This window comes from Nonomuraea sp. NPDC050540 (genome assembly GCF_044457485.1).
GTDB lineage: Bacteria > Actinomycetota > Actinomycetes > Streptosporangiales > Streptosporangiaceae > Nonomuraea.
The window spans coordinates 12349-27610 of record NZ_JBITHA010000026.1 but is presented as its reverse complement, the minus strand read 5'-3'; the positions used below and the strand labels follow the sequence as shown (position 1 = coordinate 27610).

Annotated in this window: 12 protein-coding genes; 10 read left to right on the top strand and 2 right to left on the bottom strand. The window is 71.7% G+C overall.

The window, feature by feature from the left end:
• Window positions 1-79: 79 nt before the first annotated feature.
• From ACIBI5_RS49500 to ACIBI5_RS49490, 3 genes are read left to right on the top strand one after another with little or no spacing between them, the layout of a single operon-like run.
• Window positions 80-1366 carry an LLM class flavin-dependent oxidoreductase gene (locus tag ACIBI5_RS49500; protein ID WP_397258172.1) on the top strand — a complete coding sequence of 429 codons (1287 nt, stop codon included), beginning with the start codon at window positions 80-82 and terminating at the stop codon, window positions 1364-1366.
• Window positions 1363-1929, top strand: a complete 567-nt coding sequence (locus ACIBI5_RS49495; protein WP_397258046.1) for an NADPH-dependent FMN reductase — start codon at window positions 1363-1365, stop codon at window positions 1927-1929. Before ACIBI5_RS49500 ends, ACIBI5_RS49495 begins: the two co-directional genes overlap by 4 nt.
• On the top strand, window positions 1926-2432 hold the full coding sequence (locus tag ACIBI5_RS49490) for a flavin reductase family protein (RefSeq protein WP_397258044.1): 507 nt from the start codon (window positions 1926-1928) through the stop codon (window positions 2430-2432). Before ACIBI5_RS49495 ends, ACIBI5_RS49490 begins: the two co-directional genes overlap by 4 nt.
• A 373-nt stretch (window positions 2433-2805) precedes the next feature.
• Here ACIBI5_RS49490 and ACIBI5_RS49485 read toward each other — a convergent pair whose 3' ends face one another.
• A complete protein-coding gene (locus tag ACIBI5_RS49485; RefSeq protein ID WP_397258042.1) occupies window positions 2806-3855 on the bottom strand; it encodes a dihydrodipicolinate reductase in 1050 nt (349 codons plus the stop codon).
• Between the two features lie 182 nt (window positions 3856-4037).
• Here ACIBI5_RS49485 and ACIBI5_RS49480 point away from each other — a divergent pair, with 182 nt between their 5' ends.
• From ACIBI5_RS49480 to ACIBI5_RS49450, 7 genes are all read left to right on the top strand, one after another.
• On the top strand, window positions 4038-4910 hold the full coding sequence (locus ACIBI5_RS49480) for an SDR family oxidoreductase (RefSeq protein WP_397258040.1): 873 nt from the start codon (window positions 4038-4040) through the stop codon (window positions 4908-4910).
• Window positions 4911-5057: 147 nt separating this feature from the next.
• On the top strand, window positions 5058-6158 hold the full coding sequence (locus ACIBI5_RS49475) for a sensor histidine kinase (RefSeq protein ID WP_397258038.1): 1101 nt from the start codon (window positions 5058-5060) through the stop codon (window positions 6156-6158).
• A 124-nt stretch (window positions 6159-6282) separates the two neighbouring features.
• Complete coding sequence (lanKC, locus tag ACIBI5_RS49470; protein WP_397258170.1) at window positions 6283-8769, top strand: class III lanthionine synthetase LanKC; 2487 nt, start codon at window positions 6283-6285, stop codon at window positions 8767-8769.
• A gap of 5 nt (window positions 8770-8774) precedes the next feature.
• A complete protein-coding gene (locus tag ACIBI5_RS49465; protein ID WP_397108348.1) occupies window positions 8775-8906 on the top strand; it encodes a SapB/AmfS family lanthipeptide in 132 nt (43 codons plus the stop codon).
• Window positions 8907-8977: 71 nt separating this feature from the next.
• Window positions 8978-10636: an ABC transporter transmembrane domain-containing protein gene (locus ACIBI5_RS49460; protein ID WP_397258036.1), complete on the top strand. Its 1659-nt coding sequence runs from the start codon at window positions 8978-8980 to the stop codon at window positions 10634-10636.
• Entirely contained in the window at window positions 10633-12336 is a 1704-nt protein-coding gene (locus ACIBI5_RS49455; RefSeq protein ID WP_397258034.1) for an ABC transporter ATP-binding protein, read from the top strand. Before ACIBI5_RS49460 ends, ACIBI5_RS49455 begins: the two co-directional genes overlap by 4 nt.
• Window positions 12333-14345, top strand: coding sequence for a prolyl oligopeptidase family protein (locus ACIBI5_RS49450; protein ID WP_397258033.1), 2013 nt, complete (start codon window positions 12333-12335; stop codon window positions 14343-14345). The genes ACIBI5_RS49455 and ACIBI5_RS49450 overlap by 4 nt, the downstream gene beginning before the upstream one ends.
• Here ACIBI5_RS49450 and ACIBI5_RS49445 read toward each other — a convergent pair.
• Entirely contained in the window at window positions 14331-14942 is a 612-nt protein-coding gene (locus ACIBI5_RS49445) for a DNA-binding response regulator (RefSeq protein ID WP_397258031.1), read from the bottom strand. The two genes, ACIBI5_RS49450 and ACIBI5_RS49445, sit on opposite strands and share 15 nt — an antisense overlap.
• Window positions 14943-15262: the final 320 nt, after the last annotated feature.

Genomic DNA, 15262 nt, shown 5'->3' with positions numbered 1-15262 from the left:
GCGTCCCCGCTTCCGCCGCGCTCGGGGCGGCGGAACCGGCGAACGCCGGCGCGAGCACCACGTGGAGGACCCCTTGAGCATGCATCTGAACGCCTTTCTCATGGGCGTCGGCCATCACGAGGCCGCCTGGCGGCACCCGCTGACCGACCCCGGCCGCATCACCGACATCCGCCACTACGAGGAACTGGCCAGGATCGCCGAACGCGGCAAGCTCGACTCGCTGTTCCTGGCCGACGGGCTGGCGTTGTGGGGCGACGTGCGGCACAACGCGCTCGGCGGGCTGGAGCCGCTGACCCTGCTGTCGGCGCTGGCCACGGTGACCGAGCACATCGGGTTGATCGCGACCGTGTCGACGACGTACAACGAGCCGTTCCACGTGGCGCGCAAGTTCGCCTCGCTGGACCACATCAGCGGCGGCCGGGCCGGTTGGAACATCGTGACCTCCGCGGGGGAGGCCGAGGCCAGGAACTTCGGCATCGAGCGGCCCGCGCACAGCGTGCGGTACCACCGGGCGGAGGAGTTCCTGGAGGTGGCCGACGCCCTGTGGAGCAGCTGGGCCGAGGGCGCCGTGATCAATGACCGGGCAAACGGGATTTACGCCGATAAATCAAGCATTGGGCCGATTAATCACTCTGGAACGCACTTCACCGTCCAAGGGCCGCTGAACGTCCAGCGCTCGCCCCAGGGACGGCCGCTGCTGGTGCAGGCGGGCTCGTCGGAGGACGGCAAGGAGTTCGCCGCCAGGTTCGCCGAAGCGGTCTTCACCGCCCAGCAGACCCTGGAAGACGCCCAGGAGTTCTACGCGGACCTGAAGGGGCGGCTGCCCGCCTATGGGCGCACGCCGTACCAGCTGAAGATTCTTCCCGGCATCTCGCCCATCATCGGCTCGACCGAGCGTGAGGCGCTGCAGCGGGAGAAGGAGCTCGAAGACCTCATCACTCCCGCGTACGGCCTGCGCCAGCTCTCCAACATCTTCGGCGCCGACCTGACCGGCCACCCCCTCGACGGGCCGCTGCCGGAACTGCCGCCCAACCCCGACGGCCAGCAGAGCCGCATCAAGCTCGTGCGCGACCTGGCCGACCGGGAGGGGCTCACGCTGCGCGGCATCATCAGCCGCCTGGCCGGAGGACGCGGTCACCGGGTGGTCGTCGGCACCCCCGAGCAGATCGCCGACCAGCTTCAGGAGTGGTACCAGAACGGCGCCGCCGACGGCTTCAACATCATGCCCCCGTACCTGCCCGCCGGGCTGGCCGACTTCGTCGACCTGGTCGTGCCCGAGTTGCAGGTGCGCGGGTTGTTCCGTACCGAATACGACGGGCGCACGCTGCGCGAGCGCTACGGCCTGTCCCTGGCGGAGGTCTCATGAGCATCGTGACGGTCGTCGGCAACCCAAGGGCCGGTTCCAGGACGTACGGCGCGGCGGTGGCGGCCGCCGCCGCGATCGCGGACCGGCTGGGCGGATCTGGCGGGTTCGGCGGGTTCGGCGGCGGGGCTTCGGAGTTCGGCGGCGGGGACGGGCACCAGGCCGAGGTGGTGGACCTGTCCGCGCTGGCGCCCGTGATCCTGGACCCGGGCCCGCACGCGGCCCTGGAGGTCGCACTCGAACTCGTGGCCTCCGCCTCCGTCGTCGTCTTCGCCAGCCCGACCTACAAGGCCACCTACACCGGCCTGCTCAAGGCGTTCGTCGACCGGTTCCCGCCGGACGCGCTGGCCGGCAAGACCGCGCTGCCCGTCCTCGTCATGGGCGACCCGCGGCACGCGCTGGCGGTCGAGACCCACTTCCGTCCGCTCCTGGTCGAGCTGGGCGCGCACGTGCCCACCCCCGGGCTTGCCCTCCTGGAGTCCGAACTGCCCGGCGAGGACGTCATCGCGCGCTGGGCCGACCGGGTGGGGCCGCAGATCGTGACAAGACAGGAGGCGCTCAGATGACGGCCCACGCGTACGAGCCCGGTTATGGCGTGGACGTCGACGGGTTCCGTACCGCGCTGGCCCAGCACGCGGCGGGGGTCGTGATCGTCACCGCCCGCCCGGAGGGCGTCCCGGTCGGCCTGACCGCGACGTCGTTCTCCTCCGTCAGCCTCGAACCGCCGCTGGTCTCCTTCTACGTCGACCGTTCCTCCACCACCTGGCCGTGGCTGCGGCTGGCCGACCACTTCGCCGTCAATGTCCTGGCCGGCAACCAGCACGACCTGGCCACCCGCTTCGCCCGCCGCGGCATCGACCGCTTCGCCGGGCCGACCCGCTGGCACCCCGGGCCCTTCGAGACGCCGTTGCTGGACGACGTGGCCGCCCACCTGATCTGCGTGCCGCACACGACCGTGGACATCGGCGACCACACGCTGGTGGTGGGGTTGGTGGTGGAGTGCGCGGCCGGGGTCAACCGGCCCCTCCTGTACCACCGCGGCCGCTACGGCCGTTTCCTCCCGCACTAAGGGACTCCGCCCGAGGGCCGGGCGGGCTGAGGGGGCCCGGACGAAGGCTGGCGGCCCGGCCCCCTCAGCACTTCACCACCTCAGACCCGGGGCTGTCCGGGCTTGGACGGCCTTTCGGACCCGGCCGGCCCGGGACCCGGACAGCGCCGGGCCTGAGGAACCCCATGCCCCGACTTTTGGGGGCAGGGCCGGCGCAGACCTGGGTCTGGGAGGCACCCAGGTCTGCGCCGCCCGATGGCCGTGCCACGCGGACCGGACAACCACGAAACCCGAACACCCCAGGGCGTCGAGCGGGCCCGAGCCTCGTGCGGCGCAGGGGGCGGATGGGCTGGGGAGCCGGGTGGAGCAGGGAGCCGGGGCGAGGCGGGTGGGGTCAGGCGAGGCGGGCGAGGCCGCGGGCGGTGGGGAGGGGGAGGTCGAGGAGGGTGCGGATGCCGGGCTTGGCTGACACCACGGCGGGGATGGAGTTGACGGCGTGGGAGGCGGCCGCGGCCAGGCCGTGGGAGACCTCCTCCACCGACACCGTCATCTGCGGCACCCCCTCGATGTGGATCGAGAACCCGGGATCGGGCCAGCGCCGTACCTTGGCGGCGTCGGCCTTGTAGACCACTTCGATGGTCATGAAGGGCCGCCCGCGTACCAGACCGCTGAAGACCCAGCGCGAGGCGCAGACGGTGCCCTCGCTCACCAGCCCGGCGGCGATCTCGAACTCCTCCGTCGCCAGCTCGAACTCGTCGCTCTCCTCCACCTCGTCCAGTTGGACGCCGAGCGCGTCGGCCACGAGCTGGGCGCTCTCGGCGAACAGCGAGCGCTGGAAGGCCCGGTACGGCCGGACCGCGGCGATGTAGTCCTTGGCCGATCGTGTGAACCCGACCAGGTCGACGACGATCTGCCGGGACGGGTGGCCGCGGAAGTCGGACGACTCGCGCACGTAGATGTGGTCGACCCTGGACGAGAGTCCGCTCAGCGCCAGGGGCAGGAAGTCGCTCATGAAGCCGGGGTTCACGCCGGTGCCGTGGAGCGAGGTGCCGCCTTCCGCGCAGGCGGTCTCGATGCGGTGGACCACGCCGGGGCCGTAGGACTTGGGGTAGACGAAGCCGGTCGTGGTGATGACGTTCTTGCCGGAGGCCAGCAGGGCGCAGATCGTCTCCAGGTCGGCGGCCTGGTCGGCGCCGAAGTACGAGGCGGGCAGCGGCATGTGCAGGACGCAGTCGGCGTCGGTGGCCAGGATGCGTTCGACGTCGTCGGTGCAGGTGACGCCGGTGCGGGGGAGCGCGACGAGGTCTCCGGCATCCTTGCCGGTCTTGTCGGGGTCGTAGACGAGCACACCCGCCAGCTCTAACTCTGGTCTGCTGAGCACGCTTCGCAGCGCGTAGCGACCAACAGCGCCGGTGGCCCATTGGACCACGCGGATTGCGGGCATGGAGAGCCTCCAAGCCGGATGGAGGGCGGGCGCAGAGCCCAGAACTCTAGCAGAAAAAGACCTGTCTGATCACTATCCGCGACGATCAACCCTCCGTGATCGCCGGCACCCCTTCTCCGGAAGGAGGGGGCGGGTACTAGAATGTTGTTCTCTTTAACCGAGGTCGACGAGGTGGAGGTTCGATGCTTCGGTTCGATGACAGGGTCGCGATCATCACGGGGGCCGGACACGGTCTGGGCAGGTCACACGCGCTGCTGCTGGCGGAGCGGGGCGCGAAGGTGGTGGTCAACGACCTCGGCGGAGCACTGGACGGCACCGGGGCCTCGACCGGGCCCGCCGCGGACGTGGTCGAGCTCATCCAGAAGAACGGCGGGCAGGCCGTCGCCAGCACCGACAACGTGGCCACGCCGGAGGGCGCCCAGGCGATCGTGCGCACGGCGGTCGAGGCGTTCGGCGGCGTGGACGTCGTCGTCAACAACGCGGGCATCCTGCGTGACAAGTCGTTCGGGAAGATGACGGTGGAGGAGTTCGACGGCGTGCTGGCCGTGCACGTACGCGGCTCCTACCTGGTCAGCCAGGCGGCGTACCCCTATATGAAGGAGGCCGGATACGGCCGCGTCGTCAACACCTCCTCGCCGGCCGGGCTGTTCGGCAACTTCGGGCAGGCCAACTACTCCACCGCGAAGATGGGCCTGGTCGGCCTGACCAAGACGCTCGGGATCGAGGGCGCGCGCAACGGCATCAAGGCCAACGCCATCGCCCCGATCGCCTGGACCCGCATGACCGAGGCGCTGCTGCCGGCCGAGTTCGAGGCGAAGTTCACGCCGGAGCGGGTGAGCGCGCTGGTCGCCTACCTGGCCCACGACTCGTGCGAGGCGTCGGGCGAGGTGTTCAGCGTGGGCGGCGGCCGGGTGGCGCGCGTGTTCGTGGCCGAGGGTCCCGGCTGGAAGTCCGACGACCTCTCGCCCGAGGCGATCGCCGACAACTGGGCGGCGGTGATGACGGAGCAGCCGTACGTGCTGACGGCGGGCGACTCCATGAAGGCCATGCTCTGAGAAGCGAAGATCCCCAGCGGGCCTCCCCGGCGGGGGCCCGCTTTCCATGTCCCGGGGCCGAAGGATGTTCCGTTAGAAGCCGGTGATTCGAGGAAGAAATAATCGCGGCAGTTACGGTCACGACTCGCCTGCTCGCGAAGGGTACCCATGGAGCCTCCCTCCCGGCTGCGCTCGTTAGGGATCGCCGCCTTGTCGCCGCTGGTGCTGTGCGGCTTCGCGCTGGCGCCGGGGATCGTGGGGATGGTCGTCGTCGGCGTGCTCAGGGTGCTGCCGTCGGGCTCCGACATGCTGGCGGTGTGGCTGGGCTGCCTGGCCGCCGTGATCGGGCTGCACGCGTGGGCGGTGCTGGCGACGTTGCGCCGGCGCAGGACGCCCTGGCTGCCGCTGGCCGGGCAGGTGGCGCTGACGGTGACTCCGCTCCTCTACTGGACGGGGTGGGCACCGGTCACCGTACTGCTGACCGGGACGCTGCTGGTGGTGGCCGAGAGGAAACGGTCCTGGACGCTGGTGGTCGTGGCGCTGGGGTGCGGGCCGGTGATGCTGAGCGTGGTCGACCAGCCGTGGCTGCTCGCGGCGCCGGTGGTGGGGTTCGCCGAGTACGCGGTGGTCAGCCTGACCGTGCGGGCGCACTCGCTGCGGGCCGTACTGACCGACCAGGTCTGTCGCGCGGTCGAGGACGAGCGGCACCGGCTGACCCGTGACCTGCACGACCTCGTGGGCCACCGGCTGACGCTGCTGATCCTGCGGATCGAGCTGGCGCAGCGGCAACTGGAGAAGAACAGCGAGCGGGGGCGCGAGGAACTGGACGAGGCGCTGGAGCTCGTGCGCGGGGTGACCGAGGACGTGCGCTCGGTGGCGCACCTGGGCCGCAGCTACTCCCTGGAGACCGAGCTGAGCTCGGCCCGCTCGGTGCTGGAGTCGGCAGGGCTGAGCTGCCACGTCCACGTCGCCTGCGGCGGGCTCCCGCAGTCGGCCATCCAGGTGCTGACCTACGTCCTGCGCGAGGGCGTGACCAACATCCTGCGGCACACGACCGCCCGTGAATGCTCGATCCAGGTTCTGGAGGAGGGCGGCATGGTGTTGCTGTCGATACTCAACGACGGCGCCAAGAAGCCGCGCCACCAGCCGGGCCAGGGGCTGCGGAACCTGAGGGAGCGGGTCGTCGAGTACGGCGGCTGGTTCGAGGCCAGGGCCATGCACCACGGCCGATTTAGAATGTCAGTATATATTCCGGGGAATTCCAACTAATCGCCTGTGAAACCTTCACAAATGGCTGTGTGGTCTTCCTACCTGCTGATGATTCGTGTAACTAGACGAATAGCCCCGTCAGCTCGCATTCTCTAGAGGTGTTCCCACCAGGGAGGCGGGCTTGATGGAGCAGTACGAGATGTATTGTCTGGCGGATCCAGTCTTTTATGACGTGCTGGACGAGCGGAAGTCGCCGGACGCTCTTTTCCCCGTCGCCCGCCGCCCGGTGCCCGACGGCTGGACCCATCACCCCACCGACACCTGGATGTACTACGCGCCGGTCAACGAGGAGCCGTTGCCGGCCCAGGGATGGAAGATCCACGTCTCCGCCCGGGTGGACGACGCCGAGAAGGCGCTCTCCGCCGTCTGGGACTACTGCGTGCCCCGCGGCGTGGCCTTCAAGTTTCTGCGCGGCCTGCCGGTGCTGGTGATGCTCGGCTCCAAGGCCGCGTCCCGCGCCTCCAGCGGCAAGCTCGTCACCATCTACCCGCGTGACGAGGCCCAGCTCGAACTCGTGCTCAAGGAGCTCAACGAGCTGCTGCGCGGGGTCAAGGGCCCCTACATCCTGAGCGACCTGCGCTACGGCGACGGCCCCCTGTTCGTCCGGTACGGCGGCTTCGCCGAGCGCCACTGCCTGTCCGAGAGCGGCGAGCGTGTGCTGGCCGTCGAGGACGGCGAGGGAAACCTGGTGCCGGACGTGCGGAACGCGGTGTTCTCCGTGCCGCCCTGGACGAGCCTGCCCGACTTCCTCCAGCCCCACCTGGACGTCAGGAACGCGGTCAAGCTGGACGGCCTGCCGTACAAGGTGGAGAGTGTCCTGCACTTCTCCAACGGCGGCGGCGTCTACCTCGCCGCGGACCTGCGGACCGGCGCGCGCGTCGTGCTCAAGGAGGCCAGGCCGCACGCAGGGCTCGACGCGGCCGGACGGGACGCGGTGGCGCGGCTCGGGCACGAGCGCGACATGCTGGCGCGGCTGGCCGGCCTGGACGCCTCGCCCGCGCTCATCGACCACTTCGAGCTGGGCGAGCACCACTTCCTCGTGCAGGAGTTCGTGGAGGCCACGACGCTGCAGCGCAGGCTGGTCCACCGCTATCCGCTGACCAGGGCGACCTGTACGGCCGCCGACATGGAGGAGTACACCGCCTGGGCGCTGGAGACCCTCGCCCAGGTGGACGCGGCGGTGCGCTCGCTGCACGGGCGCGGGGTCGTCTTCGGCGACCTGCACCCGGACAACATCCTGCTCACCGACGACGGCCGGATCGTGCTGATCGACTACGAGGTCGCCACGCTCGTCGAGGACGGCGCCCGCGCCGCCCTGGCCCACCCCGCCTTCGTCGCCCCGCAGGAGCGGCAGGGAGTGGAGGTCGACGAGTACGCGCTGGCGTGCCTGCGGATGGCGTTGTTCGCGCCCCAGTGCACGATCATGCAGCCGCTCCACCACGGCAAGGTGCGCCACCTGGGCGCGATCGTGACGGAGACGTTCGGCGCCGACCTCGGCGAGGCGGTCGAGACGATCGCCGGCGGCGCGACCTGGACACCCCCGCCGCTCCCCGGCGAGGACCCCTGGCCGCGGGTACGCGACGCGCTGGCCAAGGCCATCACCGCGAGCGCGACACCCGAGCGCGACGACCGGCTCTTCCCCGGCGATCCGGCGCAGTTCAAGCCGGGCGGGGGCCTCGGGCTGGCCCATGGCGCGGCCGGTGTGCTCTACGCGCTGGTCAACGCGGGCTGCGAGCCGGTGCACGAGGACTGGCTGCGCGAGCGGGCGACCAAACCGGCGCCGGGTTCCGGCCTCGGGTTGTACGACGGGCTGCACGGCATCGCGCACGTCCTCGACCTGCTGGGCCACCGCCAGGACGCGCTCGACGTGGCCGACATCGTGCTGCGCGAGAAATGGGAAGGCCTGGAGGCGTCCCTCTTCTCCGGCCTGTCGGGCATCGGGCTGAACCTCTTCCACCTCGGCCTGGACGAACCGGCCAACCGCGCCGTGGAGCTGTGCGCCGGCCGTCTCGACGTCGAGGTGCCCGAGATCAGCGGCGGCACGAACCCGCACGCCGGGCTCATGAACGGCTTCACCGGCCCCGCGCTGCTCTTCGTCCACGCCTACGAACGCACCGGCGACTCCGGCCTGCTCGACCTGGCCGAGAAGGCGCTCCGCCTGGACCTGCGGCGCTGCCGTACCGCGGAGGACGGCTCGCTCCAGGTCAACCAGGGCTGGCGGCTGCTGCCCTACCTCGACGAGGGGTCGGCCGGCATCGCTATGGTCCTCGAACGTTACCTGCGCCACCGGCCCTCCTCCGAGCTCGCTCCCGAGCTGGAGAAGCTGCGGCTGGTCGCGCGATCAGGCTTCTTCGTGCAGTCGGGCCTGTTCACCGGCCGCGCCGGCATCCTCGCCGCCTTCGGGAAGGGCACGCGCGATCTGCGCTGGCACGCCCTGCCGTACGGCGGGGGCCTGGCCTTCCCCGGTGATCAGCTGCTGCGGCTGTCCATGGATCTGGCTACAGGAAGCGCGGGTGTGCTACTCGCTCTGGCAACGGCGGTGCCGGAGCCGCGGGCTCACCTCCCCTTCCTGGAGTCACCTGCCCGAGACGAGCACAGGAAGGAGGTGTAGACACCATGACTCTCCTCGACCTTCAGGGCCTGGAGGCACCGGCAAGCAGCGACGTCGCCAGCGGCGGCAGCACGCTTACCATCCTTTCGTGCCACTCCGGCAAGCCGAGCAACCTCAGCGTCGCTCTGTGCCACTAAGAAAGTGAATGGGGTCCCGGGGCGTCTGCAAAGGACGTCCCGGGATTCCGGGTTTGAGCGAAGGGAACATCGTGCGGTCTGGTGATCGGCTCGTCTTGGACGCGGCACGGCGCAGCGGCCCCTGGCCCCTCGTCCTGGCGTTCACGGCGACCGCCGCGGCCGCGGCCGAGCTGGCCCTGCCGTACCTGATCGGACGGACCATCGACGGCCAGGACCGCACCTCGTGGCTCACCGCCGCCGTCGGCGCGGTAGCCGTGATCATGGTCTGCGAAAGCCTGTCGGTCTGGACCCGCGGCGTGAGCGGAGCCGCCGCGGCGGCCCGGATGCGCGGCGCGCTCATGCGGCGCGTGCTGGGCGTGGGCCCCGGGATGACCCGCCGCTTCGGCCAAGGCGACCTGGTCACCAGAGCGGGACTGAACGCCGAGGAGCTCGGCGGCGCGCCGGACGCGGCCGTCAGCGTGATCACGCTGCTGGTGCCAACCGTCGGCGGCCTCGTGGCCCTCACCCTCATCGACCCCCGGCTCACGCTGACCCTGGCCGCCGGTCTCGTCGCCATCATGTTCGTGCTGCGCGCCTTCATGCGGGCCAGCGGCGAGATCGCCGCCGCCTACCAGGAGACGCAGGGCGAGATCGCCACCCGCCTGGTCGACGCGCTCGCCGGAGCCAGGACCATCGCCGCGGCCGGGACCGAGGAGCGCGAGGTACGCCGGGTCCTCACGCCGCTGCCCACGCTGCGCACGCACGGTCTGGCCCTCTGGCGGGCCACGGCGGGCGCCGGGGTCAGGGCCGGGATCATGGTGCCGGTGCTGGAGGTGGCGGTGCTCGCCATGGGCGGGTTCCTGCTGGCCTCCCGGCAGATCACCGTCGGCGACCTCTACGCCGCCGCCCGGTACGCCGTTCTCGGCGCCGCGCTGAGCGGCGCGCTCGGCTTCGTGGCCAGGCTGGCCAGGGCGCGCGCGGCGGCCGACCGCGTGGCCGAGGTGATGGACGAGCGGGAGGCGGAGACGGGCGCGGCGACGCTGCCCCCCGGCGACGGGACCGTGGAGTTCCGCGCCGTGACCGCGGGCGGCCTGGAGGTCGGCGATCTGGTGCTGCCCGGTGGGTCGGTGACGGCCGTGGTCGGGCGTTCCGGAGCGGGCAAGTCCGCGCTGGCCGCGCTGGCCGGGCGGCTCACCGACCCTGACCGGGGAACGGTGTCGCTGGACGGGGTGAACCTGCGCGAGCTGTCGCCCTCGGCTCTGCGGCAGGCGGTCGCGTACGCCTTCGAACGCCCGGTGCTGCTGGGGGAGACCGTGGAGGAGGCCATCGAGTTCGGCCGGGCCCCGGCCGGCGCCGCGGAAGGGGCGGCACGGGCCGCACGGGCCGACGGATTCCTCTCCCGGCTGCCCCAGGGCTTCCTGACGCCGCTGGAGCGCGCGCCCATGTCCGGCGGCGAACGCCAGCGGGTCGGCCTTGCCCGCGCCTTCGCCCAGGGCGGCCGCTTCCTCGTGCTGGACGACGCCACCTCCGGCCTCGACACGTTGACGGAACAGCAGGTGGGCGAGGCGCTGACCGGTGAGCTCGGCGGGCGTACCCGGCTGGTCGTCACCCATCGCGCCGCCACCGCCGCCCGCGCCGACCGGGTGATCTGGCTGGACGGCGGCCGGGTACGCGGCCACGCCCCCCACGCCAGCCTGTGGAAGGACCCCGGATACCGGGCCGTCTTCGAGCACGCCGGGGTCGCGTCGTGAAGGCCGGCCGCGTGGTGTGGACGGCGTTGCGGGCCCGGCCCGGGGCGCTGGCCAGGATCGCGGGCTGGTCGGTGGTCGAGGTGGCGCCCGCCTTCCTCATCGGGCTGGCGATCGCGCGCGCGATCGACGACGGCTTCGCCGCCGGGCGCGTGGACGTCGGGCTGGCCTGGCTGGCGGCGCTCGGGACGGCGTGGCTGCTGGCGGCGTTCGCGGCCCGGCAGGTGATCCTGGCTGTGGCCGCCGTGGCCGAGCCGTTCCGCGACGACCTGCTGACGCTGGCCGTACGCGGGGCGCTGTGCGAAGGGCCCCAGGACGCGCCGGCGAGCGCGGTCGCCCGGATCAACCTGCAGGTCGAGCTGGCCAGGGACGCCTTCGCGGCGGTGGTCACCGTCGTGCGCGGGTTCGCGTTCACGGCGGCGGGCGCGGTGCTCGGGCTGGTCGCGCTGCATCCGGCGCTGACCGTGCTGGTGGTGCCGCCGTTCGTGCTGGGGGCGGTGCTGTTCACGATCTCCCTGCCCGCTCTGTACCGCCGCCAGCGCGCCTACCTCGAAGCCGACGAGCGCACCGCCCAGACCCTCGTCTCGGTCACCGGCGGGCTGCGCGACGTCACCGCCTGCGGCGCGGAGGAACGCGTCGAGGCCCTGGTCGGCCGCCGCATAGCAGCCCAGGCCCGCTCGGCCGGGCGCCTGGCCGGGATGACCGCGCTGCGCACCGCCGCCCTGGGCGTCGGCGCGTGGACCCCGGTCGTCCTGATCCTGGTCGGCGGGCCGTGGGTGGCGGGCGGCACGCTCGGCGCCGGCGTGATCGTGGGCGCGCTCGCCTACGTCACCCAGTCGCTCGCCCCGGCGCTCGGCGGCCTCGTGGAAGGCGTCGGCGTCAGCGGCGTACGCCTGTTCGCCTCCCTCGACCGCATCCTCCACACGACTTCCCCTTCCCCTTCCCCTTCCCGCGAACGCACCGCCTCCCCCAAGGTGGCCGACCCGCCCGCGCTCACGTTCACGGGCGTGAGTTTCTCGTACGGCGAGCACGCCGCCCCCGTCGTCCAGGACCTCGACCTGGAGATCCGGGACGGCGAGCACCTGGCGATCGTCGGCCCGAGCGGCGCGGGCAAGTCCACGCTGTCCGCCCTGGCCGCGGGACTGCTGCACCCCGGCGCCGGCACGGTCACCGTGGCCGGAGTCCCCGCCCACCTGGCCGACCCGGGCATCAGGGTCCTCATCCCCCAGGAGGCCTACACCTTCCGTGGCTCGCTGCGCGAGAACCTGGCCTACCTGTCCGACGCCCCGCCGGAGCGCATCCTGGCCGCCGCCCGCGAGGTGGGCGCCGACGAGCTGATCGAGCGCCTGGGCGGCCTGGACGCCGACCTGGACCCCGGCGGCCTGTCCGCGGGGGAGCGGCAGCTCATCGCCCTGGTCAGAGCCCATCTGGCCGACGCCCGCCTGGTGATACTCGACGAGGCCACCTGCCATCTCGACCCGGCCGCGGAGGAGCGGGCCGAGCGGGCGTTCGTACGGCGGGGCGGCACGCTGATCGTCGTGGCCCACCGGCTCACCTCGGCCCGCAGGGCGGGACGGGTTCTCCTGCTCGACGGCTCCCGGGCGAGCATGGGCACCCACGAGGAGCTCGTCGCGGCGGCACCGCTCTACGCCGACCTGGTCGGTCACTGGGAGACCACCCGCGAGGAGGCCCAGCTTTCATGAAATATCCGGACGCATCCCGGCTGCCGCTGGTCGACGAACTCCACGGCCACCGGATCCCCGACCCCTACCGGTGGCTCGAAGACCCGGCCGACCCCGCCACCATCACCTGGCTCGACGCCCAGGACGCTCTCTGGCGCGAGCACGCCGCCGCCCTCCCGTGGCGCGAGCGCATGCTGACCCGGCTGGGCGAGCTGAGCCGTACCGGCATCGCGACCCCGCCCGTCTGGCGCGGCGAGCACCGCTTCGTGGAGCGCCGCGCGGCCGACCAGGAACACCCCGTCCTCTACCGCGACGACGAGATCCTGCTGGACCCGATGCGCCTGGACCCCACCGGCCTGACCACCCTGGACGAATGGCAGCCCGGACCGGACGGCACCCTGCTGGCCTACCAGCTGTCGCGGCGCGGTGAGGAACGGGCCGAGCTGCGTGTCATGGACGTCAGGACCGGCGCCGACGTGGACGGTCCGATCGGCGACTGCCGGTACTCGCCGGTCGCCTGGCTGCCCGACGGCGCGGCGTTCTACTACGTCCGCGCCCGCACCGGCGTCTACCTGCACCGGATCGGCTCGCGGGAGCCCGACGAAGAGGTCTTCACCGCCGACGGCGCCGGCTCCTACGGGCTGACGCTCAGCGCGGACGGCCGCTGGCTCACGCTGTCGGCCGCCCCCGGCCCGAGTACCCCGAACGAACTGTGGCTGACCGACCTGGCCGGCGGCGAGCGGCGGCGGGTGCAGCCCGGCGGATCGGCCAGGAGCGTGGCGGCGGTCGGCGCGGACGGGCGGCTCTACATCCTGACCGACCGCGACGCGCCGCGCCGGCGGTTGTGCGTGGCCGACCCGGAACGTCCCGACGCGTGGAAGGACCTGGTGGCCGAGGATCCGGAGTCGGTGCTGGCCGCGTTCACGATCCTGGAGGGCAACCGTCTGCTGGTCTCCCGCGTACGGCACGCGGTCGCCGAGGTCGTCGTGCACGAGCTGGACACGGGGCGGCCGGCCGTACCGGTGAAGCTGCCGGGTGCGGGGACGGTCGGCCCGCTCACCGCGCGGCCCGAGGGCGGGCACGAGGCGTGGTTCCTCTACACCGACGCCGTCACGCCCGCGGGCGTGTGGCGCTACGACGCGAAGGACGGCTCGCTCACCGCGTGGGAGGCGAACCTGCCGGTGCCGGGCGTCGTGAGCAGGCAGGTGACGTTCACCTCGCGCGACGGCACCGAGGTGCGCATGACCGTCGTGGCCATGCCGGGCGACGGCCGCCCGCGTCCGGCGATCCTGACCGGTTACGGCGGTTTCGGGATGTCTCTGACGCCCGGCTACGCCGCCGACTCGGTGGCCTGGATCGAGGCGGGTGGCGTGCTGGCGGTCGCCGGCATCAGGGGCGGCGGCGAGGAGGGCGAGGCCTGGCACCGCGCGGGCATGCGCGAGCACAAGCAGAACGTCTTCGACGACTTCGCCGCCGCGGCGGAGAAGCTCGTCGCCGACGGCTGGACCACCCCCGCCCAGCTGGGCATCTGGGGCGAGTCGAACGGCGGGCTGCTCATCGGCGGCATGCTGACGCAGTACCCCGGGCTGTTCACCGCCGCGGTCTGCTCGGCGCCGATCCTCGACATGACGCGTTATGAGCGCTCGGGCCTCGGCGCGTCCTGGAAGCAGGAGTACGGCACCGCCGACCGCCCGGAGGAGCTGGCCTGGCTGCTGGCCTACTCCCCGTACCACCGGGTGGCCGAGGGCACGGCCTACCCGGCGACGCTGTTCACGGTCTTCGGCGAGGACACTCGCGTCGATCCCGCGCACGCGCGCAAGATGTGCGCGGCGATGCAGCGGGCGGACGCGGGGGGCCGGCCGCTGCTGCTGCGCCACGAGGGCGACGTCGGCCACGGCGCGAGGGCCGTCAGCCGCTCGGTGGCGCTGGCGGCGGACGCGCTGGCCTTCCTCGCCGAGCACACCGGCCTTCCGCTGCCGTCAGATCCAGCGCTGCCGCCCGATCCTGAGCTGCCGTCAGATCCAGCCTGATTCGCGGGCGATGCGGATGGCGTCGATGCTGCTGCGCGCGCTCAGCTTGGAGCGCGTGCGGCTGAGGTAGTTGCGCACGGTGCCCTCCGCGAGGAAGAGCGAGCCGGCGATCTCCGAGACGGACGAGCCGTCGGCCGCGGCGGTCAGCACGTCGAGTTCACGGGAGGTCAGCGGCGTCTCCGGGGTGGTCATGGCGGCGATGGCCAGCGAGGAGTCCACCACGCTCCCGCCGGACGCCACCCTTCTGATGGCGTCGGCCAGCTGCGCGGGTGGCGCGTCCTTGGCCAGGAACCCGCGCACCCGCGCGTCTAAAGCCCGTTTCAGCATGGCGGGGGTGCCGACCGCGGTGAGGATCAGCACCCCGCAGCCGGGCAGGGCCTCGTGCAGCTCGCGTGCCGCCTCCAGCCCGTCGGCTCCCGGCATCACCAGGTCGATCACGGCCACATCAGGTTTGGTGGCCCGCGCGGCTTCGAGGATGTGGTCACCTCGGTCCACTTCGGCGACGACCTCGATGTCCTCCTCGTAGGCGAGGAGGGCCACGATCGCCCCGCGGACGAGCTCCATGTCCTCAGCGAGCAAAGTACGGATCACCGGCATCCTTTCGGAACACAGCGTGATGTACGACTACATCCTGACTAATGGCTTAAGGGTTGAAAAGCCAGAACGTTGCAGAGGTATAGCTTAACTATTAGGTGTTTGTTTGTTTTTCCGGCTTACTGACGCTTTTAAGGGTGCATTTCGGTGAGGTCAGAACCCGCCTGGTGAACCGACGGTCCTTACGAGTGCATCGCCATTTACTATGCGTGCTCTCCGCATCTGTGAAACCAGATTCTCATTCTCTTTTGCGCCTTTGGGCCCTGGTCGGGACTTTGTTCGATCGTCGGCGGAAGTCCGCCAGGTTTGTTGGATCAGGGTCT